25 protein-coding genes are annotated in these 18,877 nt (G+C 40.1%); 18 read left to right on the plus strand and 7 right to left on the minus strand.

The features are described 5' to 3' along the window. The first annotated feature begins 167 nt into the window (after positions 1 to 167). From LDO37_RS29640 to LDO37_RS29690, 12 genes are all read left to right on the plus strand, one after another. Positions 168 to 521: a hypothetical protein gene (locus LDO37_RS29640; RefSeq protein ID WP_126607397.1), complete on the plus strand. Its 354-nt coding sequence runs from the start codon at positions 168 to 170 to the stop codon at positions 519 to 521. Beyond that, positions 502 to 675: a hypothetical protein gene (locus LDO37_RS29645; RefSeq protein ID WP_172622618.1), complete on the plus strand. Its 174-nt coding sequence runs from the start codon at positions 502 to 504 to the stop codon at positions 673 to 675. The genes LDO37_RS29640 and LDO37_RS29645 overlap by 20 nt, the downstream gene beginning before the upstream one ends. 9 nt (positions 676 to 684) lie before the next feature. Beyond that, positions 685 to 1,083: a hypothetical protein gene (locus LDO37_RS29650; protein WP_126607396.1), complete on the plus strand. Its 399-nt coding sequence runs from the start codon at positions 685 to 687 to the stop codon at positions 1,081 to 1,083. A 13-nt stretch (positions 1,084 to 1,096) separates the two neighbouring features. Then, positions 1,097 to 1,318 (plus strand): 2Fe-2S iron-sulfur cluster-binding protein, encoded by a 222-nt coding sequence (locus tag LDO37_RS29655; RefSeq protein WP_126607395.1) that lies wholly within the window; start codon positions 1,097 to 1,099, stop codon positions 1,316 to 1,318. A 15-nt stretch (positions 1,319 to 1,333) separates the two neighbouring features. Further along, on the plus strand, positions 1,334 to 1,834 hold the full coding sequence (locus LDO37_RS29660; protein WP_126607394.1) for a hypothetical protein: 501 nt from the start codon (positions 1,334 to 1,336) through the stop codon (positions 1,832 to 1,834). 45 nt (positions 1,835 to 1,879) lie between these two features. Next, positions 1,880 to 2,104: a hypothetical protein gene (locus LDO37_RS29665; protein ID WP_126607393.1), complete on the plus strand. Its 225-nt coding sequence runs from the start codon at positions 1,880 to 1,882 to the stop codon at positions 2,102 to 2,104. Then, positions 2,098 to 2,688 (plus strand): hypothetical protein, encoded by a 591-nt coding sequence (locus tag LDO37_RS29670; RefSeq protein ID WP_126607392.1) that lies wholly within the window; start codon positions 2,098 to 2,100, stop codon positions 2,686 to 2,688. Before LDO37_RS29665 ends, LDO37_RS29670 begins: the two co-directional genes overlap by 7 nt. Positions 2,689 to 2,985: 297 nt before the next feature. Continuing rightward, positions 2,986 to 3,117: a hypothetical protein gene (locus LDO37_RS30260; RefSeq protein WP_263422466.1), complete on the plus strand. Its 132-nt coding sequence runs from the start codon at positions 2,986 to 2,988 to the stop codon at positions 3,115 to 3,117. Between the two features lie 91 nt (positions 3,118 to 3,208). Beyond that, positions 3,209 to 3,394, plus strand: a complete 186-nt coding sequence (locus tag LDO37_RS29675; RefSeq protein ID WP_126606179.1) for a hypothetical protein — start codon at positions 3,209 to 3,211, stop codon at positions 3,392 to 3,394. 25 nt (positions 3,395 to 3,419) lie between these two features. Next, positions 3,420 to 3,905 (plus strand): hypothetical protein, encoded by a 486-nt coding sequence (locus LDO37_RS29680; protein ID WP_126606180.1) that lies wholly within the window; start codon positions 3,420 to 3,422, stop codon positions 3,903 to 3,905. A gap of 88 nt (positions 3,906 to 3,993) precedes the next feature. After that, positions 3,994 to 4,182, plus strand: coding sequence for a hypothetical protein (locus LDO37_RS29685; RefSeq protein WP_126606181.1), 189 nt, complete (start codon positions 3,994 to 3,996; stop codon positions 4,180 to 4,182). Positions 4,183 to 4,228: 46 nt separating this feature from the next. Next, a complete protein-coding gene (locus tag LDO37_RS29690) occupies positions 4,229 to 5,071 on the plus strand; it encodes a CPBP family intramembrane glutamic endopeptidase (RefSeq protein WP_126606182.1) in 843 nt (280 codons plus the stop codon). Positions 5,072 to 5,449: 378 nt separating this feature from the next. Here the strand turns inward: LDO37_RS29690 and LDO37_RS29695 are convergent, their stop codons facing one another. The 7 genes from LDO37_RS29695 to priA form a co-directional block, all read right to left on the minus strand. Next, positions 5,450 to 5,746: a hypothetical protein gene (locus LDO37_RS29695; protein ID WP_126606131.1), complete on the minus strand. Its 297-nt coding sequence runs from the start codon at positions 5,744 to 5,746 to the stop codon at positions 5,450 to 5,452. Between the two features lie 855 nt (positions 5,747 to 6,601). Beyond that, positions 6,602 to 7,117, minus strand: coding sequence for a hypothetical protein (locus LDO37_RS29700; RefSeq protein WP_126606132.1), 516 nt, complete (start codon positions 7,115 to 7,117; stop codon positions 6,602 to 6,604). A 57-nt stretch (positions 7,118 to 7,174) separates the two neighbouring features. Then, positions 7,175 to 7,699 carry an outer membrane beta-barrel protein gene (locus LDO37_RS29705; protein ID WP_126606133.1) on the minus strand — a complete coding sequence of 175 codons (525 nt, stop codon included), beginning with the start codon at positions 7,697 to 7,699 and terminating at the stop codon, positions 7,175 to 7,177. Positions 7,700 to 7,764: 65 nt separating this feature from the next. Beyond that, positions 7,765 to 8,574, minus strand: coding sequence for a hypothetical protein (locus LDO37_RS29710; protein ID WP_224056089.1), 810 nt, complete (start codon positions 8,572 to 8,574; stop codon positions 7,765 to 7,767). Then, positions 8,571 to 9,317: a hypothetical protein gene (locus LDO37_RS29715; protein ID WP_126606135.1), complete on the minus strand. Its 747-nt coding sequence runs from the start codon at positions 9,315 to 9,317 to the stop codon at positions 8,571 to 8,573. The genes LDO37_RS29710 and LDO37_RS29715 overlap by 4 nt, the downstream gene beginning before the upstream one ends. A gap of 3 nt (positions 9,318 to 9,320) precedes the next feature. Beyond that, positions 9,321 to 9,860, minus strand: a complete 540-nt coding sequence (locus tag LDO37_RS29720) for a hypothetical protein (protein WP_126606136.1) — start codon at positions 9,858 to 9,860, stop codon at positions 9,321 to 9,323. A gap of 108 nt (positions 9,861 to 9,968) precedes the next feature. Further along, the gene (gene priA, locus LDO37_RS29725) at positions 9,969 to 12,197 is read right to left on the minus strand and encodes a replication restart helicase PriA (protein WP_126606137.1); all 2,229 of its coding nucleotides are present in this window, start codon (positions 12,195 to 12,197) and stop codon (positions 9,969 to 9,971) included. A gap of 100 nt (positions 12,198 to 12,297) precedes the next feature. On the opposite strand from priA, the gene LDO37_RS29730 reads away from it, so the two are divergent. From LDO37_RS29730 to LDO37_RS29755, 6 genes are all read left to right on the plus strand, one after another. Continuing rightward, entirely contained in the window at positions 12,298 to 12,660 is a 363-nt protein-coding gene (locus LDO37_RS29730) for a hypothetical protein (RefSeq protein ID WP_126606138.1), read from the plus strand. Continuing rightward, complete coding sequence (locus LDO37_RS29735; RefSeq protein ID WP_126606139.1) at positions 12,653 to 13,300, plus strand: hypothetical protein; 648 nt, start codon at positions 12,653 to 12,655, stop codon at positions 13,298 to 13,300. The genes LDO37_RS29730 and LDO37_RS29735 overlap by 8 nt, the downstream gene beginning before the upstream one ends. A gap of 56 nt (positions 13,301 to 13,356) precedes the next feature. Next, entirely contained in the window at positions 13,357 to 14,427 is a 1,071-nt protein-coding gene (locus LDO37_RS29740) for a beta clamp domain-containing protein (protein ID WP_126606140.1), read from the plus strand. Between the two features lie 149 nt (positions 14,428 to 14,576). Continuing rightward, positions 14,577 to 14,765: a hypothetical protein gene (locus tag LDO37_RS29745; RefSeq protein ID WP_126606141.1), complete on the plus strand. Its 189-nt coding sequence runs from the start codon at positions 14,577 to 14,579 to the stop codon at positions 14,763 to 14,765. Positions 14,766 to 14,809: 44 nt separating this feature from the next. Further along, positions 14,810 to 15,349, plus strand: coding sequence for a hypothetical protein (locus LDO37_RS29750; RefSeq protein WP_126606142.1), 540 nt, complete (start codon positions 14,810 to 14,812; stop codon positions 15,347 to 15,349). A 148-nt stretch (positions 15,350 to 15,497) separates the two neighbouring features. Continuing rightward, positions 15,498 to 18,836, plus strand: coding sequence for an ATP-binding protein (locus tag LDO37_RS29755; RefSeq protein ID WP_126606143.1), 3,339 nt, complete (start codon positions 15,498 to 15,500; stop codon positions 18,834 to 18,836). The last annotated feature ends 41 nt before the right edge of the window (positions 18,837 to 18,877 follow it).

Consider the following 18,877-nt stretch of genomic DNA (forward strand, 5'->3'; position numbering starts at 1 on the left):
TTTGCATTCATAACCTGCATTGCGCTATAGTGAACGTAACCCACCGAAATAGCTATCTACGATACGCCTTAATTAGTCCATCTATGGGCTGCAATTCATTAGTGATCACTTTTAATCAGATTTTTAACCCGCCAATCAAGGCTTTTATCAATCTGGAGAAAACCCAAATGGATCACACCATCACCGTAGCCATAATCAAAGGCTTAAGTATCGTCACCGCCGCTGCTGTACCTTCAATCATTACGTATATTGTCTCTTCAAAGTATTTCAAGAAGCGAGATTACCGAAAGCTTGAAAGTCAGTACTTAATCGCTCTAAAAGACATCGAGTATTTACTTGAAGTTGAGCGCATCCACTGTCGTCGAAATATGGAAATGCTCGATCAGAGTCATCGACATAACTCAAGGAAGGCAGTTGAGATTGAAACCCAACTTAGTTGGAGTGGCAAAAATTCACAAAAACGAGTGTACCTAAAACGCGCAAAATTAGAGGAAAAGTTAAATGAAACTAAGCCCTCTTGATATTGAATACATCTACCTTACAGATAACGAACAGCTCCTCGCCGAAGAACTGGCTTTTAAGCTCGAAGAGCTAGAACCAGCACTTGAAGAGTTTGGAGTTTATCCAAACCCATCAGTAGGTGAGCCTGTATACCCAATGTATTTACCCGTTTAGGACAATCTAATGAAGAAACTAGAGCTAAAACTTGAAGACCCCAACATGCGCCTTTGGGTTGCAAGTATGGGTAAACTTCTGCACATCAACATACTGACCGACAATTCCAAAACCGAAAACAAATTGTGTTTAAGTGGCAACTATTTGTTGTATGGCGAACACAATGGACTTTTCGCACTTGGCCCTCGTCATCAATCATCACTTCCTCTAATTAGAAACCTGTCTACAGATGAAAATGAGCTGCTTCCGTTTTATATGGAAGTGTGCGGAAAATTTTTTCAACTGAGCGGGATATTTTCTAAACCTGAAGAAGCCAATAAGCAGATGGTTGCTCGAGATGATGTAGCACTTCTAACAAGCAGTAAATCAGGTTTGCATTTCATAGCAACACTGGAGGCCGCAAACTAATAGGAGGCACAGTATGGCCATAATTATCCCCCCAAATACCCTCATAAAAGATTACCTGCAAGACCAAAATATCCCGAGCAACATTCAGTGCGGAGAAGGCTTCTGTGGAGCTTGTAAACGCCGATGCAAGGGTAGTGTAACTTACACAACAGAACCAATCGCCTGGTTGAACGATAACGAAGTATTAGTTTGTTGCGCGTTAACCCAACAATCAGAGGTTGAGATAATTAGTTAGCTGAGGAAAAAACCTATGAAGGCTTATCTTATTAACATCCAATACGACTCATCAAACCTATTCTCATGGGTTGCTCTCTACTGCAAACATGATGAACTAGAGTCACTCACAGGTTTTACCAAAAACCATCTACGAGTCCACACAGCTCAACTCGATGAAAGTTCTACTGTCTACGACAAAGCCGTTTCTAACCCAGGAACGTTGTATATGTCTACTGACCAACAAAGCTGGAGTGAAACCTCTTTGCTTTACCTAAAATCATTGAAACTAGTCTACGAGTCTGAACGCTTGGTGGAAAAAGTACGAAGTAAACAAGTGATTGAAGGTGAGTTTGTTCTTTCTGAGCAGACACCGGTACCAGAATTACCTGCAGAGGTAATTTATGACCTGGCCAAGCATCTTCAAGAAGCCTCTCGTGAAATAAAACCCCTCCTTAAAGCTGAATATCTAGAAAGGTATGGCAATACAACTTTTCAAAAGATCGAAGAGATAAGTAAAGCGCCTTGGGAACTATAGATCAACCGAACTATGGCTCTTTGATAAATCAAAATGGAGAAACCAATGATTATCAACCGAATATTCAAGTTAAAGAAGCTACAAGCAGGAACTGAAAGATACGGTGACTGCGAGATATGCGACAAGCATGTTGACCGAACGTTCTTACTATCGGTTAGCAATATTGCCGTCGTTCATGGTGTAGAGCACATTCTTAACGGCCCATTACTGTTTGGCCATAAGAAGTGTCTCTCTATGGTTACGTGCGATAAAGGAGCATCAATATGCTGAACTACACGCAATATCTTGAAACGCAGCTTAGATCAGAGGATATGGGCCTCTTTAACGATAATCCGTATGGGCTATCAAATGAGTCTTTCACACAATGGCTGAATCAACAACGCATGTATAAGAGGTTTCATAACTCTTTTACACACGTTGAAGATGCATCTTTACCTGAAAGGAAATGGGGATTCTTTGTAACAACGTTCAAGAGAATCCAAAAGAAGAGTTTTCTCTCTTCACAATTTCCTAATGGATTTTTTGAAGCGGTAAATGATCAAGGACAGGTTGCATGCTTGCTACCAGAACCTGACAAAAATCGTGAAGAAAAATTTCGGATATCACTCTACGACGAACGTGGTCCTCGATATCACGAAGTTTTCCATACAAGAACCGAAGCACTCCATTCAATAGCTGGTAAATACCACTATGAACCAGGAGCGCTCGATGCACTTGTTGGAACCGAAGATTGGGATAGAGGACTTTGTACTCTTGGGTGGATTTCTGATGGATTAACGCCATTGGAAGGATACCAAAGAGACAAATCTAACCCCGAAGTAAACCGACTATTTTTTTCAGTCTTTGAACAATAAACCCCGAGCATACTGCTCATTAACCAACTCAAACCAATGGAGAAAACCGAAATGTTTGATTATCTAATAGTATATTTATACTTTATCCGTAAGATTAAAAAGATTGATTCTTTTCTTCTTGCTAATGACTACTTCCTTAACCATATCAAAAACTTAGGTGTTGCAGGTTATACCTCAGCATTCGTTTACATGATAGACAAAGGATTTGATGTCACTTTTATTGTGCTACTGCTGTCAGGCATTATTATTTCAATAGTAGCTCACATACTTAATAAGAAAATAAAGTAAGGTGTCACTATGAATGCCGTCACTGTACTTTGTCTAATCGCAGTCAGTTTTGCACTATTGATGCTGCTTATGCCATCAATTAGCAAATGGGCTGGAAATCAGTTAGAAAAGTACGACAAATCACACAATAAAGACCGCTAGTTCCTAGCAATACCCCCAGATGCACGAAATCAGCTTCCTGAAAAGGACAGTTGCGCTTTCGTGCGTCTTTTAATCATAGAAGGAGAATCCAATGATTAAGTTTAAAACCGAACAAGACTTTGAAAATGCTCTAAGTGAACTGACTGAATATGGTGATCACCCATTAGGAGAATTACCGGAATATCAGCCAAGAATAAAAGCACTTAAAAAAGCGCTTTCCGTCTATGGGTTCGACATCGAAAACTTTCGAAAAGACACACCGACAAGTAAACACTAAATCCCTTCAATTGGAGAAAACCAAGATGGATATAATCGTAACCCACTACTTAAAGACAGGCAGTAAATCTACTCACTTAACGAAATTTGTTAAGAAAATGGACCGTAATCAAGCTAAGAATCTCATCGATTCACTAGTCTCTGAATCCTATTGGTTCAAGAAGAGAGTCGATTTCATGGCTGTTCATAGCAACCACTATCGTGCACGCTTAGAAAAGCTAGTAAAGCGCTTACAGAAAATGTTAAAGCGCGACCTCTTTGAGTACGAAATGATAAATGAACTCTACGTAGAAAGGTACTTTGTGCTCTGCTACAAGCAGTTTGTACGTCTATTCGTCAACGGTACAGATTATGAGCACGTTCACGGACAAGATACGCTGAACTGTGTTTATGCCGACCCGAAACGAATGAAAATTCTGTACTACACAGAAGGTGATGTAACGGTAATGACTGCTGTTAGAAAAGCAGACTATCAACGCCAACTTCAATATACTGCAGAAGATTTTGAATAAACATTAAAGCCAGAAGCCCTTTAGCACTCGTTGCTTAAAGAGCTACTGGCTTTTTTTATTCGCTTTTAATGGTGTATGGGGAAGGAATATGAAATACATCAGGAAAAATAGAGCGTTCGAAATACTACAAATCATCAATGAAAAAGACTCGATGAGGCTCGCAGAACAGTATCTATTTCTAGGTCAATTACTGGGCATTGCCGAATTCTTGCAAGATGAAGACCTTAAATCTGATATAAATGAAGCTCAGATTTTCATAGAGAAGTTTTTGGACTAGAAACAAATATCAATTGGAAAATCAGTCGATTAAGGACAAAATAATCATGGTAGATACGTTAACGCTAGTGCACTTTTTATTACTTGGCTTTGCTGTTGTTGCTAGTTTCAGATTTCCACTCATAGCGCCGTCAATGGTACTGACTTCGATCGGGTTAGCGCACTACATCGGTCTGATTGATCTCATTGGAATTATTACACTCGTCGTTTTTTATTCATTGGCATGGTATTTACCCAAGACAGAGACTTTAAACGTTTGGTTGAGAAGGGCAGTGCATGGGTGTTTTATACTTATGTGCATCGGGCTAGCCGCGCATGCATTTCCAGGCTTTAACAAATACGTGGTTTTTCAAAATCTACAAAAATCAAATTTATCAATACCTTACAGTCTAATTTTGAGTATTGATAAGGTCCACATATTCTTTGCGGTATTAATGGCGGTTAGAACATTTCACACGTCATATGTCATCAACAATAGAGTTGCTCAGTACTTGATTTTAACAGTCATTCTACTGGGTTTGCTTCAATATGCTTCTATACCAATAGGGCTAATGAAGTTTGATTTTGGGTTACCGCAATGGACACCGATCTGGGCGTTTTCTAATTTACTGTTCACTTCAGCTGCCGAAGAAGCTTTCTTCCGACATTACCTCCAACGTCGTCTACATAAACGCATGCCACCGGCACTGGCCATCATTATTGTAGGGGTCTTATTTGGGTTAGCGCATTTTGCGGGCGGACCAATATTTATGATCTTAGCGGCTCTTGCTGGTATCGGTTACGGAACCATTTACTATTTAACTGGCGGTAAACTACTAGCAGCAATACTGATTCATTTTGGATTTAACCTGACTCATTTGATCTTGTTCAGCTATCCGTTGCCCTTATAGGGCAATGGTAGAGATACGGACGAAAAACAAACAGTTACACCGTCACAATGGAAGTTTTAGTTTTCATGCTTTGATCTAAAATCTAGTCAGATCAAGATCAAGATCGAGAGCTCATAAAAGTACGCACTAGATAAATATTTAAGCTACTGATTATAAACAACTTACAATGCGTATTACGTACCTTATGTTAAATCTTGATAAGTGATTGATATTAAATGACAAAATATTACCGACCATGCAGGCATGAAAATAAGTATCTGATTTTATTCAACATAATCAATTAAACATAAAATACGTTATCAGCATTAATTGCTTCGCATTACTGCTGACAACGCACATGAAATCTCTCTAAGATCCAATTAAGATCCAACTTAATCGTTATGCAATTCTGATTATCTTGTAACCCAACTCAGTGAAGTCTAACAAGGCTTTTCCCGGTCGTAATTCAGAAAGCCTCCTTGTTTCGAAGTCACGCCATCCATCATCAGCCGAAAAACTTTCATTAATCCATAACTGAACACAACTGCGCGTGAGTGAATCTACCTTTACTATGTAAATATTCTTGGCATTTGGGTGCAACCGAAGCAGTTCTTCAACCTTCTGCCTCTCTGATTCGCCGCTAACTCCATTCTCTAAGGCTAATATGGCCTCATCATAAAGCTCGTTTAGGTTCATTTTGGAAAACTCCTCAACAGTAGAATATAAAATTTATACTTTTTTCCAAAACCGACAAATTTCGCTAAATTTATTATTTTCAGCCAAATTCCTACCGGAAGCCATGAATAGATATTTATAAATATAGAATATTTACTGCATACAGAATGGCAACTCTAACGAAAAAAAGTTAGACCTCCAACCCTACAAGCGAAAACCTAAAAATGAATGGCCTTCAATTGCTACCTTTTACCCCTGAATTTGATGAAACATGAAACAAAAATCAATTAAACCACTGATTTATAAAAGTTAAATATTTTCCGCCCCATCTTTAAATTTGTGACCATTATCACACTGATAACTTTGTTACTTAATAAAAATCCTAGTCACTGTGGCACAGTCTCCCCTATTCACACTCGTTGAGTTACCAAAGTAGACTGGTAAGACCAGACAAAGCACCTTGGTTGTTTTATAAAGTTCTAAGTGAGGGCTTTATGGGTAATATATAAACCTAAATTATGATTCGAACACGATATTTTCAAAAATCAAATCAATCATGAATTTTGAATCAACGGCAGCACCATGCAAAATATTTTTTTAATTGCCCAGAAATGAAAAGGCCACCGAACGATCGGTGGCCTTTAGTGATTGGTTTGGGTTGTGAGTATTAGATGCCTTTCTTCTTCCCTATGTAAATGACAATACAAGGTACGCAAATAACGATTAGAAAGAAAATTAGACTGCTGAAGCCAGCTATCAATTCAAATGTAAATGAAAATAAGTGCAACAGCACCATTGTTATTACAACGACTGCGATTCCAGTAAATAGGTATATCCAAGTTGATTTGCTTGGCACAAATGGCAGCTTTAACTTCATCACAATGCCTCTTCGTTAACAGCAAGACTTATCTCAAACGTTGAGGTATTCCCGCCAGTATCGATTGACTTAAATTCTGCGTCATTATTGGGCGTGTATTGCAGCTTCAGGCTTGAATCCTGCAAGTTAACTCCCCCAAAAACGTATGTTCCTTGGTCACTAAAACCAAGATCACATGGACCAACACACAAATACTTGAGGTGACTGAATATAGGTTCTATTTGATTTGGGAATTGAACAAAGAGATACACTCGTTTTTCTTTGTGATTAGCGATTTCCTTTAATCCAGCCTCTGTTAACCACCAAATGTCAGTAACAAAGATGTCTCTATGACTGGTATGACGCACCATGTCCAGAAATATGCGCTCTTTATTGCAAATGGGAGTAACTTCAGCAATATCTTGAAACTCAAGACTTGATTTGCATAAACACATAAACTCTGAACGTCGTCCATGAGATATAACCAACCCATTTTTCGGTTTTATCTCGTTAACTACAAAAAACGGTGAAATCATAGACATAAAGCCTATGACGTCCCCGTTTTTTAGTCGATTTAGTAGTGATTTCATTTTCTAAAAATGATACTTAAATTCGAAGAAACCACTTAGGTGATCAGCCTTTGTGTCATATGACTTCACACCAAATCCTACCGCAGTTGAACGGTCTAACATGACATAGTTAATGCCTACGCCGTAGTTAAGATCCCATTCAGAATCAGAGTTACCAAATGCAGAGAAGGTGTTTTGACCAAAGCCAACGAATGGCATCAATTTCCAACGTCGATCTAAATCAAATTCTTTGGCATATCGCGCACCTGCGCTTTTGAATCGTGCTGCTGTATCATCAATGTCAGAAGGAAGAAGATAGTAGAGCTCAACGTGATGACCATCCTTAAACTCCTTACCAATTTTTAGCTCTACATGGTTCGAAGTCGCTTTGCCGCCTAGCTCTTGCTTATCATGGGAAAGTACAACGAGTTCCCCGCCTAGATATATTGAACTGCCATGCAGGTATGTTTCGTGAACTTTACCGTGAACTAAAGTAGACGTCGCAATGAGAGAGCAAGCCCCTAGAACGAGTGTTTTCATCTTTTTCATCGTGCTTTCCTTGTTGTTTAGTAGCACAACAAAAAGCGAAAACCATAAACGTGTTTGTAAGGCAACTATATAACCGGTTTGTACCGTCGCTTTCTTACTCTCTTTATCATTTTATTGCTGGTTAGTTTGGCAATCATCTCACTGAAGGAGCGACGACTTACGCCCATCTTCTCTCTCCACTGGCGAGCTGTAAGAGGCTCGGTCAAAAGAGACATCCCTTTTAGTTCCAACGCACCGACTGTGTTCCTTAACTTTTCGTTTCGAAGCACTGATACCTGGGCCTCGCACCTAACTTTCTTAATAAGTCCCATATCTTTTAGGGTGAGTAATGCACGCGGATACTCTTTGCCATTCATATTTAACTCACGTCTAAGCCATCGGTTCGAAGCAGGTTTCCTACTCACCGACAAACGACTTATCTCCCTGAATAACAATTGTTCTCCGTGGTTCAATTTTTTAAAATCAGCTCTACGGCCTGTAGCGACCCACCCAGCACTTTGATTGCCTTTTGCATCATTCTTGATCGATAGCGCTGTACCATAGACACCAGACTTTTGACATTGATGAACAAACGCTTTTTTAAGCTCATTATCATTACTCAATAGATAGCGACTAGCGTCACTGTCCCGCGTGTGAACCAAGTTCCTCACTAACTCTCCGATTAGGCAGAAATCAGCACCATTCTTACCTTTGGGGTACGAATTGAATACCTTCGTTCCAAATTTGTTAAAATCATTCACTTGAGAAGGTACTTTAGTGAAAACGAGTACCTCTGAAGGATTAAACTTGTGTTTCTCGATAAAACGTCGAACTGCATATGGAGGCATATTTTCCAAGTCTACATATACTTTGACTACGGCTTCACGCATTCTCATAAACGTTCCTCGGCAATAACCTGATTTGCTACGGCGTTTATGACCTCAACCAGCTCTTCATGGTTTACATCATGCTCAAAGTAAATAATCTTAGACCCACCCACTAAGATGCTTGGCGTTTGTTTGGGTTTAATGGCCTGGTAATTTTTAAACAATTCACCAGTTTTGCTATTGGAAAGATAATTGATTAGTTTGTGGTTGTTCACCCCTTCTTTTAAAAACCAGTCATGTAACTGGCCCAAGGTATTTATCGTTTCACCTTCTTCAATGACCATTTTGTACATTGCATTGTTCAACTTGCTTGTAAAATCAATTTGTTCACTAATCGCATGGGCTTTTAATACTGTTTCGGTCATGAATCTTGAGCTCACAACTGGAACTTGCTTAACAGCCAAATTGACATCAATTAGATCGGATATTGCTGACCACTCGTAGTGGAAAAGCCGGCATGGTGCACTATCGTAGCTAAACAGTAATCTCACTTCATTGGACTCATTGAATGGCGTCGTTATTTCCTCCACCTGAATCTTCGTTGACAACGTTAGTTGCTCAACCTTCTGTTTAGCTACGTTATTGGCCAAAAGCGTTTTGTTTTCATACTCATCAGTAAAAGAAAAACCAAAATAGGTAGAGATGACTAATGCAAGAGAGATGTATAACACTGACCAGCTAAATAGGTGTGTAGCTACTTTTGAAGTAAATGAGGCTTTCTTACGACCGTCTTTATGTTCTGGCATATCCATAACCTAGTCCTCCAACATGAGTGGATGCTGTTTGATGTTAATACCTAGCTCTACAGCCACTAATTTTGTGTGTTGATCGAGTCTATCCACCAGCACAAGGTCTATTAAGTCAGGTCGCAAAAGGGATAAAGTGAAAATGTTAAGCCTTGGAGTGTGCATTACACGGTTATGAACACTTACTTGAAGCAATGAAAGGCTTTCCTCACGAGACAGGTTGCTTGAAACAAGTAGCCAAAGGAAATCTCTAAGTTCTTGCCAACATGGTTTCTCATTGAATGACGGTACCAGGCTAACTTGGTAGCGATCTTGAAGGTAGCATTCACAAATTAGCTTAATATCCCTTTCGTTGACTCGCGCGAGATCTGCTACAAGTTCAGTGTCGTTGCAGAACTGTAGATAAACATTAAGCATTCGACTGGATTCTTGCTTGTTATCCCACACGTCAAGAGATTGCAAATCAGAGATTGCTGTATGCGCCCTTACTAAGCATTGAGTAATCAGTTGTGAGCGCATTTCCTGTTGGAATTGAATTTGAGTCTGCATTTTTCATCCTTTAGTGTTTTGTTCATTACTAAAGGCGAAAATAGATTTAGAAGAAAAAAGCCGAAATCAAACTTACTTTCGGCTTATTTCAAGGTGCTTAATGACAAATCAGCGCCTCACGTTCCGAGACTTGACGTACAAAGGGCTAAAATCCCATAACAAATTCATGTTTTGATGAGACTTCGTCTGTTTCTCTAGCTCATCAAGAGCTCCTCTGAGTGCCTTGTTTAAGTCTTTTCTATTCGAAGCGTAAATGCAGATACTCTCAGAATACATCCCAGCCCGTTTCCTAATGGATGATGGGTGAGGTTCAGATACGTTGACTGAACTGCCCTTCCTAATCAATGAGGAACCCTGCTGTAAAATGCTATCAGCCTGCTCTCGTCTAAAAGATGTAACCGTTACTGAGGCAACCGCTGCATAAGGAGGTAGATTTGATTTTCGGCGCTCTTCCATCAGAACATCGGCAATTCGTCTATAGTCTTGGGTTGCCAGTAATTTAAAGTAAGGGTTGTTGACGTCTCTCGTTTGAATTAAGACTCTCCCCGACCCGCTTCTACCTGATCGACCGCTAACCTGAATAATATTAGAACTCAGAACTTCAAGACTTCTCACATCATCAGTGCTCATCAGTTCACCATCCACATCAACCACCACGACAAGTGCAACTTTTGGAAAATGATGCCCTTTTGACAATAGCTGAGTCCCAAGAATGATCTTTGTTGAGTCTCCATTAATGGAATCAATCATGTCAGACAGGGCTTTCTTTTTGGCTGTAGAGTCAGAATCAACGCGTACAATGGCGTTTGGGTTATCTTCAATTATTTCAGGAAACAGCCCTTTTAAATCATTTTCTATTTTTTGAGTTCCTATGCCTATATTTTGGATATGCCCATGACAAGCCTTACATGTAATCTCGGGCTTTTTAGTCGATCCACAAACATGGCAATGCAATCGCTGGTCTGTTAAATGGAAGTGGTATGGTTTATCACACGACTTGCAAGTAGGAACGTACCCACAATCTTCACATTGTGATAATGGGTTTGCCCCTCTTCTGTTCAAATAAACCAGACATTGATTACCCTCACGAATAACCTGCTTCATTTGGCGGACCACCTCATCACACAAGCCAGCTCGTAGCCTTTTGCCTTTAATATCGATTAGGGAAATTGGAGCCAGTTTTGATTTGGTAGCCCGTTCATTCAAAAATAATCGTTTGTATTTCCCATCATGGCTGTTCTTTATAGATTCAAATGAGGGCGATGCACTTCCTAACACAACGGGAACCCCAGATACACTTGCTTTCAATACAGCCAGATCTCTACCATGAAATCCGAACCGCTTATCGGCGTTTTTAATACTGCTATCGTGCTCTTCATCAACGATGATAAGTCCAAGCCGCTTCGCAGGAGCAAAGACGCAGCTTCGAGTGCCGATGAGTATCGGTGAAATTCCCAACCGAAACTTATTATAGGCTTGAGCTCTTTCAGTATCGTTTAACTTACTGTGATAAACACCGATATCTACTCCACCAAATCGAGACTCGAACCTCGCTAGCAATTGTGGGGTTAAACTAATCTCCGGCACCAAAACCAATACCTGCTTGCCGGCTTTAAGCACTTTTTCTACGGCAGCAAAATACACCTCAGTTTTTCCTGAGCCCGTTACTCCATCCAACAAGAATGCCCCGTACCCCTCTTGCTCACTGATTGATTGAAAAGCACTTTGCTGCTCGTCATTCAGGCAGTGTTTATCCTTCTCGTTTACTACAAGCGTCTCAACGAAGTCAGGAACCGCGTTTTCCAATACTTTGACATATCCCTTGTCTAACATTGTTTTGAGCAGTGTAGAGCCATACAGCTTCTTAAACTCAGTTTTTAAGCATACTCTTTGACTCATAATATACTCAGCCGCCTGGCATTGTTTCTTGGCTCGCGAAGGTATCGTTGCTCCCTCCACTAAAGAAACCGTTTCAATAACTGGCGGACTCATACATTTCCCATCTCTAACCATTTTTGGTAGACCGGAAACAAATAGGTCAGCATAGCAAGCTAGGTAATATTCTTGAGCAATGCTCATTAAGCGTAGAGTTTCTTTATCTAGGAATTTGTAATCAAGCACCTCCGAGACGGTCTTAACTGCCGATCGGTGGATGTTTGGGTTTGCCATAAATACATTAGTGATAATGGCAACCCGTGTCTTATTGCTATTGCCAAATGGGACGCGAACTCTTGCTCCACGAAGCATCTCAATATTTTCGCCTTGCTTTAACTCGTACGAAAACGTGAAACAAGTACGAATGGGAACGTTTAGCATCACTTGAACGTAAATCTGCATAACTCATTTCTCCATCAATTTATTCACTAATAAGATCAGCGAAAACCTAAAGCCGACAAGCTAAACGGCTTTCGCTTATACCAAGAAAGGCAACTGAGGTATGAGCAAGATGTTCAATGAGAAAATCGCAGGAATGACTAATAAATTGCGTAGTTATTTCTTAGAGCTAAAAGAAAAGTTTGAAGAAGAGAACTGGCAAAGAATCGTTAAAAGCTGGGTCACTTCGTTCAATGGAAAAATTGAAAGAGATGTATTCAAGAAAAAGCATGAGCAAGCAGACGTGAAACTGGCGAAAGAAGAGTCAACTAGCAATCTAATTTGCCTACCTACTTCCTCAAGGCCCGAAACGACACCCTTACATGAAAGCACTCTCAGGGTCAGCGGAATGAAATTTCGCAATCGTTCAGGAATCGCTGCTGTATTCGACAAAGTAAAGACTGAAACGGAGGCATCAAATGATTAAGAAGTTCACCATATTGTTACTCATATTCATTTGGTCGTTGTTTTACGTTTCAGCCAATATCCCTAGTGTGTTATCGACACCAGAGCATGTCGTATTTACTCACATCAACAAACTGACAAAGTTCTATGCACTCAACAGTGACTACAAAGAAATATTACTACGGACTAAGTCAGCGATCTCAAATCGCGAGTGTAAAGAAGCCGGTAAACTGGACTATTGCGATGTTAAAGTGAAGTTCATCGGCCCACATCCGAGCGATCCTGCCAAATGGGTGCAGTACAATATCACAGCGTCATTGAAACAAACCAAGCACTTTGGGTGGGTGTTTGATAAACCTCTAGACGAGCGCGAGATTCTAAAAGTGGCCGGTAGCGTACCTTTAAAAGAGGCTTTGCAATTACCCGACACGATTGACACCCAACACGATAACTACTTCTGGGGTATCTCATTCTTAATTTCTTGGTTGATTTCACCTCTTCTCTTCGTGTTTTACATAGCCTCCCTACTGATGAATAAAACACTGACCATATCCGCTGCAACGGGGTTATTTCAGTTACTTCTAGCAACTTACTTGAACACCTACATTTCAGGCTATCACTTCCACGAGTTTGAAATCTATCAGCGGATAATTGGGGGGTAGTAAAGATGTTGATGAATGAGCCCTTTAATGATCTATTTTCAGTAGCAAAGAGTTTTGTGAAAGCTAATCAGCAGCTCTTAATGATTTACGATGAGCAAACAGGTGAAATCATTCTTCAATCAGAGAACTTTACATTGAAACAGCCGGCGAGAGGGGTTGTCTCTGGGGCTGGTTTTATCGTTGATGCTAGGAAGACACATCAAATAATCTCATCTTTATCGAGCCCATCAATCACTACGGAAGTACTGGGTAACTGGGTCACTCTTTCAAATGGACAATCACGCTATAAAATCCAAAAACTGTCAGCGCGAAAACCTATACATGTAGAACAGAGCTTTGATTCGAACTTTTCACTAAGACCCGAAGATATTCGTGTTCTTGAGGGCATGAGCCGATGTGCAAATCAGCATGATTTTCGCCAGGCAATGCAGTCAGTCATTATAGAAAGTCGAGACAACTATTTGTCCTTCATAACCACTAACGGTCACGTATTGGTAGTTGGTGAAAGAGAGAATACTGGAAGTGTTTTTACTTCTCCCTTAGTTATGCCTAAACAGTTGCCAAGCGGAATGAACAGGATGATAGGTGATAGAGATGAACTTAACGTTCACATGAACCCTAATATCATTAAGTTAGAATCTGGGACTATGAGTGCTTATCTTTCTCGTTTATCTACAGCAGTTCCTAATTGGCGCCCTTTTCTTAGACTACCTTATGAATGCATGGGTTTAGCGCCTGAACAGCTGCAAAGACACTGCAAGCTAGCGATGAGTGTTGTTGATAAGGGTGAAACCCAAAACAAACTAACCATCCCAGTTAGAATGACCTCAATTCAAGAGACACTGGTCCTAGAGTTGACGTCAGACATTAAGCATTTTGACGAACTGTTAAGAGCAAAAATCGACAGCTCTAAAACGACTTCCTCGATCATTGACATCGAAGCGCCTGGGTTATCTGAATTCACATTGGTCATAAACCCAATATATCTGAATGAAGCATTGACTCATTTGGAGTCTCAATCAAAGGGCGGTGAAATTGCCATTCATATAAATCGGAATGAACAGCTATTAAGGTTACAAAGCGACCAAAACCTAAATTACTTCATCAAAGTCAGATTAAAGCGCTGACTCACTTCCTCAACATTTGAGTGTTTTTTAGGGGGAATTTTTTTAATCAATGTTTTCAACAACTTAAACGCAGCCAACAATGCAAAAACTTTTCGCTTATTAGTAGTGCCAGAGGCAAAGGCCATCATTTATTCGAAAAGGAAAACATTATGAAGAAATCAAAACTAACACTCGTAGCTGCTGTTGTTGCAACAATCCTATCAGGCGCTTCAGTGGCCAATTCAGATAACTTTGAATACAAAGACCTTCAAGCACTTGATACTGCAAAGACACCTGCAGTAGAAATCTTAGATAAAACTGAAGAGTCAGTTTGGTCACGTCATCGTCGCCGCTTCTAAGTTACGGGAGCCCATCATGCTATACGCTGGTGGGCTCAACATTTATGTTCAAAATTTCCACAAAGTTAGAAAGATACTTAGATAAGGCGTTTACCGTCAATCTAGACAAAACGCATTTCTCTGATACTAATTGCACTCGTTTTGAAGAGAATATGTGCGGTATTCCTGCAAGGCTCTATCTGAACGAGGAGCTGTTTATTCAAACTCAAATGCAATACGGTCAACACATCGATGTGATTTACATCGAAGTAGCGCGGCACCAGCCTAGACTTGAAGAGTATGTAACGAGAACTTCCCCATCTTACATCGGACAACGATATCTAATGGACGGTACATTAGGGCACTTTCAGCGTTTGTTTGATATGGACTGCTTGGATCCAATACCACCTAGAAACATTATGGAACATGTTGATTCAGAGGATTTTGATGTTGTTTTACATGAACTTATGATTTGGAATCAGGAACATGTTGCTGAAATTGATTTATTTATTATGAAGAGCTTTACTACGTCACCCACTGCAATATTCGAGAGAGACTACGTAGGTCTGAGAGTAAAAATTGTAGACGGTATCATCGATTGTTAGGCATCGTGCTCAAAAAATGACACTCTCCCGCCAATCTCTTGACAAGCAGTAATCATTCATTACTATTCCATTAACATTACCATCACATTACCTGTAAAACTCATGTCTTAGGCGATTTGACAATCACTTAATTACTCAAGGAAGGGTCGTGATCAGCAGTCTTTATACGAATCTAATCATTCGTTGCGTTTTAGCCAGCATACTAGTCATGATGGCAACTAGCCTACTGGTTACTTTCGTCATAAAGGAAAATGTTGATAATAATATCGATTACCAAAAAGGATATGTCACTCGCGACATTCTTAATATCTATTTTGACAAGTCATTTTATCTTACCGGTGATGATATAAGCCTTAGAGACGAGTTCTACAATCGTATTCGTAACAAAATTCAATCGAGCTTCCCTCTCGTCGAATCCATCATGATCGCAGATGAGAATTTGATAGAGATTGCAACGTTAAACAACACTCGAAAAAATCCAAATTCCATCAAGCCTATACACCAGCATCTAATAAATCAGTGCTCCAACGTCGATACCAAGACGGAATTTGGTACGAAAATGTACTGCATTGACCTTAAGTACCTCTTTAAACAAGACTCCTATAACTCACCAGAATCCCTACTTTCTATTTCGGACACATCAGCAATAGACAGGTTGAGTGACAGTTGGCAGTCCATTGCTGGCGAACAGTACATATTCATTCAGTACAAATCGAGCTCATACGTCGATTGGTTGTTCTCGGCATCCACATTCTTTGTCTCCTTAATTGCAATGATGTTAGCGGTTGTTGTCATTGTCATTGTTTACCTGCAATGCAACCTAATACCTCAATTTAAAAACTTTTTTGAGCAGGCGAAACAGCTTACTTTAGGCAAGAAATCCTACGATAAGACAAACTACAAAGAACTGAACTCTCTTCTAGAACAACTTTGTCTTGCTGTAGATGACCAAGAAGCGCTTAGAAGAAGTACCAGTGACGCGGCCGCAGCAAGTATGATCCATGACTCCAAAACGTTCTTATTAACCATTCTGCCTACTTTAGAGTCACTCATTGATATCATTGAAAGTCGAGACTTAAAGGATAAAGCTGAAAATTCAGAAAATATTCGTAAAGCCCTCCTGGTTATCAAGCTTATCAAACAACAGACTATCGACTCTGACATGGTGACCAGATATACGTTATTGGATAAGACATCAAAAGCCTACCGCCCGTTAACGCATGCTAATGAACCCGAAGTCTCGCTTCTGTCTCTGATTGATTCACTTCTAGAGTGGGTAAATTTCAAAAACTCCACCTCCAACATGCAAGTTTTGGTAGTGCCGGATGTACGGATGCATTCTTCATATAGAGTTAACCAGTTCTTCGTTAGAAAATGTCTACAATCACTCATTTTTAATGCCATCAAATACTCAACGCCAGATGATGGCCAAGCTGACAGCCGAATCATTGTGCTTAAAGTAAGCTCAAACTCTATCAAAGATTGCTCACACAATGCTCGCGTCACTTTCCAAGTGATTGATCAAGGTACCGGCGTTTCAGAAGAAGTTGCAGTTAAGCTCTTTAAAGAGAAATTAACCGATGTAGTACTGAATGAGAACGTGACGAAAGGACTTGGTGTTGACCTTTACTACTTAAATGAGACAGCAAAAGAAACTCGCGATGAACTACGCTACGTTCCTTCATCAAACCAAAGAGGCGCAATTTTTGAGTACGTTATCCCTTGCGCAGAACATAACGGATTCAGTGAGTTTTCAAGACCTAGTGACGCCAAAATCTCAATATCCATGCAAGAAGGATTGCTCAAAGATACACTGGTTGATTTCATAACATTGTCCAGTTACGAGATTGTAAAGAATGACATTTGCGATGTTCTTGTAACCGACGATCCCAATAAAGCCCGTGGGTTTGAGAATGTCTTACTGGTAGAGCCCAATAGCGACACCCTGTTCAACCTCAAAGGGAATGATCAATGGGTTTCTCTAGAACCTCACTCAGCACTGGCTGATTTTCTCAAGTTTCTAAGTACCGTTGAGCCAACTAAACACTGCCATGCACCTGCATTCAACCTTGAAGCAAGAAAAGGCACCATATTATTGGTAGATGACACAAAAGAGATTTGTAGCGCCAACAAAAAAACATTAAAAACATTTGGGTTTAACGTTGTCGATTTCAATCGGACAGCCGAAGCCCTTTCTTGTTTTAAAGCCAATCCACAGCAATTCGATTTTTACGTGTTGGATTTTCTTCTCAACGGCAATGATTTTAATGGCAGTTATCTATTGAATGAGCTTCATAAAATTACCGATGAACATGGGCTCGCTCGTAAACCAGCCATTGCCTTGTCTGCACATCCTCAAGATTATATCGAGATCACCGACAAGGACCATGGACACATTTTCGATTACTACGTCCTAAAAAACCTTATCCGCGAAGATTTAGCGCCAACGATCGCTAATCTCATTCACGAACATCGCCTCAACATTCGATTTAATCCAAACGTCTTGAGTGCAGATGTATTTTATTCCCAGAGTATCGGAGCTGAACTCAAGGCCATTCGCGAGAAAATTTTCATAGCAGGTAACACCAACAACACGAATGAATTGGTTAAGGTACTAAAAGATCTTCAAGACCTCACACACCTAACAAAACTAGGCTCTCTAACTAACAATAAAGTTAAGTCGTGGATTTTCAACATCCAAAACTCAGGGCCAATTTGGAATAACCTCGATGACATTTTAACTTGCTTGGATGAAGAGATTGAGATTGAAGCTCACCATCGTGGTGAGATTGAACTTCAAAAGTATCAAGAGGCAGACGACTCTGCTTCAGCATGCGTTTACATCCCAACCTACAATCCAACTGAGATGGATAAAAATCACCTGCTTTGCGTGCACCAAACATTAGCGTATATGACCCAAGAGAACGTCTTTGTTTCAGCGCTTTCAAGCACTAATCTTTATGCAAATATTTCTGAAAAGACTCGAAAAGACCTTGATATCTCTCTTAAAGATTACGAGCAAGCAGCCCGATTAGCTTACGAGGGTAACCCTGACCCATTAATTTCCCACTTCAAGAGAATATCGATATACCTACAAATCCAGGAAGTGCCTTGTTTGCGAAGTGATGACAAGATTTTAGTCAAAAACCTACTTCAAGAAGTGACCGAATACTTAGATGCAGAGATAAAGCAGCCTGAGAGCCTTATTACCCTACTTCATCGTACGCCTAAGAAGCTGATCAGTGATATCACTCAAGATATTGTTGATCGCGATTACCTAATAAAACAACTTGAAAGCCATGTCGACCAATTGGTTTTCGAGCTGTCTACGCGCGCAACCTCATACCTAGCTAAAGTGGACGGCACACAAACAGCCACTCAACACTTTTCTACAATGCCTAAGACAACGAGTTCAAATATTAGGCAACCCCTATCCCTACCTCCTGAAATATTGGCATTTGAAGAGCCGCCAAAACCACTAAAATAACTCATAGCCTACATAACAAAACTCCTTTCAGGTTTTCGCTA

It is taken from the genome of Vibrio penaeicida, from assembly GCF_019977755.1.
Classification (GTDB): domain Bacteria; phylum Pseudomonadota; class Gammaproteobacteria; order Enterobacterales; family Vibrionaceae; genus Vibrio; species Vibrio penaeicida.

What these genes read in the sequence shown, in the direction of transcription:
- priA (WP_126606137.1), bottom strand. Translation starts at nt 12,197, where the DNA reads ATGCAGATTTACGTTCAAGTGATGCTAAACGTTCCCATTCGTACTTGT.
- LDO37_RS29640 (WP_126607397.1), top strand. Translation starts at nt 168, where the DNA reads ATGGATCACACCATCACCGTAGCCATAATCAAAGGCTTAAGTATCGTC.
- LDO37_RS29665 (WP_126607393.1), top strand. Translation starts at nt 1,880, where the DNA reads ATGATTATCAACCGAATATTCAAGTTAAAGAAGCTACAAGCAGGAACT.
- LDO37_RS29700 (WP_126606132.1), bottom strand. Translation starts at nt 7,117, where the DNA reads ATGATTTCACCGTTTTTTGTAGTTAACGAGATAAAACCGAAAAATGGG.
- LDO37_RS29685 (WP_126606181.1), top strand. Translation starts at nt 3,994, where the DNA reads ATGAAATACATCAGGAAAAATAGAGCGTTCGAAATACTACAAATCATC.
- LDO37_RS29655 (WP_126607395.1), top strand. Translation starts at nt 1,097, where the DNA reads ATGGCCATAATTATCCCCCCAAATACCCTCATAAAAGATTACCTGCAA.
- LDO37_RS30260 (WP_263422466.1), top strand. Translation starts at nt 2,986, where the DNA reads ATGAATGCCGTCACTGTACTTTGTCTAATCGCAGTCAGTTTTGCACTA.
- LDO37_RS29675 (WP_126606179.1), top strand. Translation starts at nt 3,209, where the DNA reads ATGATTAAGTTTAAAACCGAACAAGACTTTGAAAATGCTCTAAGTGAA.
- LDO37_RS29730 (WP_126606138.1), top strand. Translation starts at nt 12,298, where the DNA reads ATGAGCAAGATGTTCAATGAGAAAATCGCAGGAATGACTAATAAATTG.
- LDO37_RS29720 (WP_126606136.1), bottom strand. Translation starts at nt 9,860, where the DNA reads ATGCAGACTCAAATTCAATTCCAACAGGAAATGCGCTCACAACTGATT.
- LDO37_RS29750 (WP_126606142.1), top strand. Translation starts at nt 14,810, where the DNA reads ATGTTCAAAATTTCCACAAAGTTAGAAAGATACTTAGATAAGGCGTTT.
- LDO37_RS29670 (WP_126607392.1), top strand. Translation starts at nt 2,098, where the DNA reads ATGCTGAACTACACGCAATATCTTGAAACGCAGCTTAGATCAGAGGAT.
- LDO37_RS29745 (WP_126606141.1), top strand. Translation starts at nt 14,577, where the DNA reads ATGAAGAAATCAAAACTAACACTCGTAGCTGCTGTTGTTGCAACAATC.
- LDO37_RS29735 (WP_126606139.1), top strand. Translation starts at nt 12,653, where the DNA reads ATGATTAAGAAGTTCACCATATTGTTACTCATATTCATTTGGTCGTTG.
- LDO37_RS29645 (WP_172622618.1), top strand. Translation starts at nt 502, where the DNA reads ATGAAACTAAGCCCTCTTGATATTGAATACATCTACCTTACAGATAAC.
- LDO37_RS29710 (WP_224056089.1), bottom strand. Translation starts at nt 8,574, where the DNA reads ATGAGAATGCGTGAAGCCGTAGTCAAAGTATATGTAGACTTGGAAAAT.
- LDO37_RS29680 (WP_126606180.1), top strand. Translation starts at nt 3,420, where the DNA reads ATGGATATAATCGTAACCCACTACTTAAAGACAGGCAGTAAATCTACT.
- LDO37_RS29650 (WP_126607396.1), top strand. Translation starts at nt 685, where the DNA reads ATGAAGAAACTAGAGCTAAAACTTGAAGACCCCAACATGCGCCTTTGG.
- LDO37_RS29695 (WP_126606131.1), bottom strand. Translation starts at nt 5,746, where the DNA reads ATGAACCTAAACGAGCTTTATGATGAGGCCATATTAGCCTTAGAGAAT.
- LDO37_RS29705 (WP_126606133.1), bottom strand. Translation starts at nt 7,699, where the DNA reads ATGAAAAAGATGAAAACACTCGTTCTAGGGGCTTGCTCTCTCATTGCG.
- LDO37_RS29690 (WP_126606182.1), top strand. Translation starts at nt 4,229, where the DNA reads ATGGTAGATACGTTAACGCTAGTGCACTTTTTATTACTTGGCTTTGCT.
- LDO37_RS29660 (WP_126607394.1), top strand. Translation starts at nt 1,334, where the DNA reads ATGAAGGCTTATCTTATTAACATCCAATACGACTCATCAAACCTATTC.
- LDO37_RS29715 (WP_126606135.1), bottom strand. Translation starts at nt 9,317, where the DNA reads ATGGATATGCCAGAACATAAAGACGGTCGTAAGAAAGCCTCATTTACT.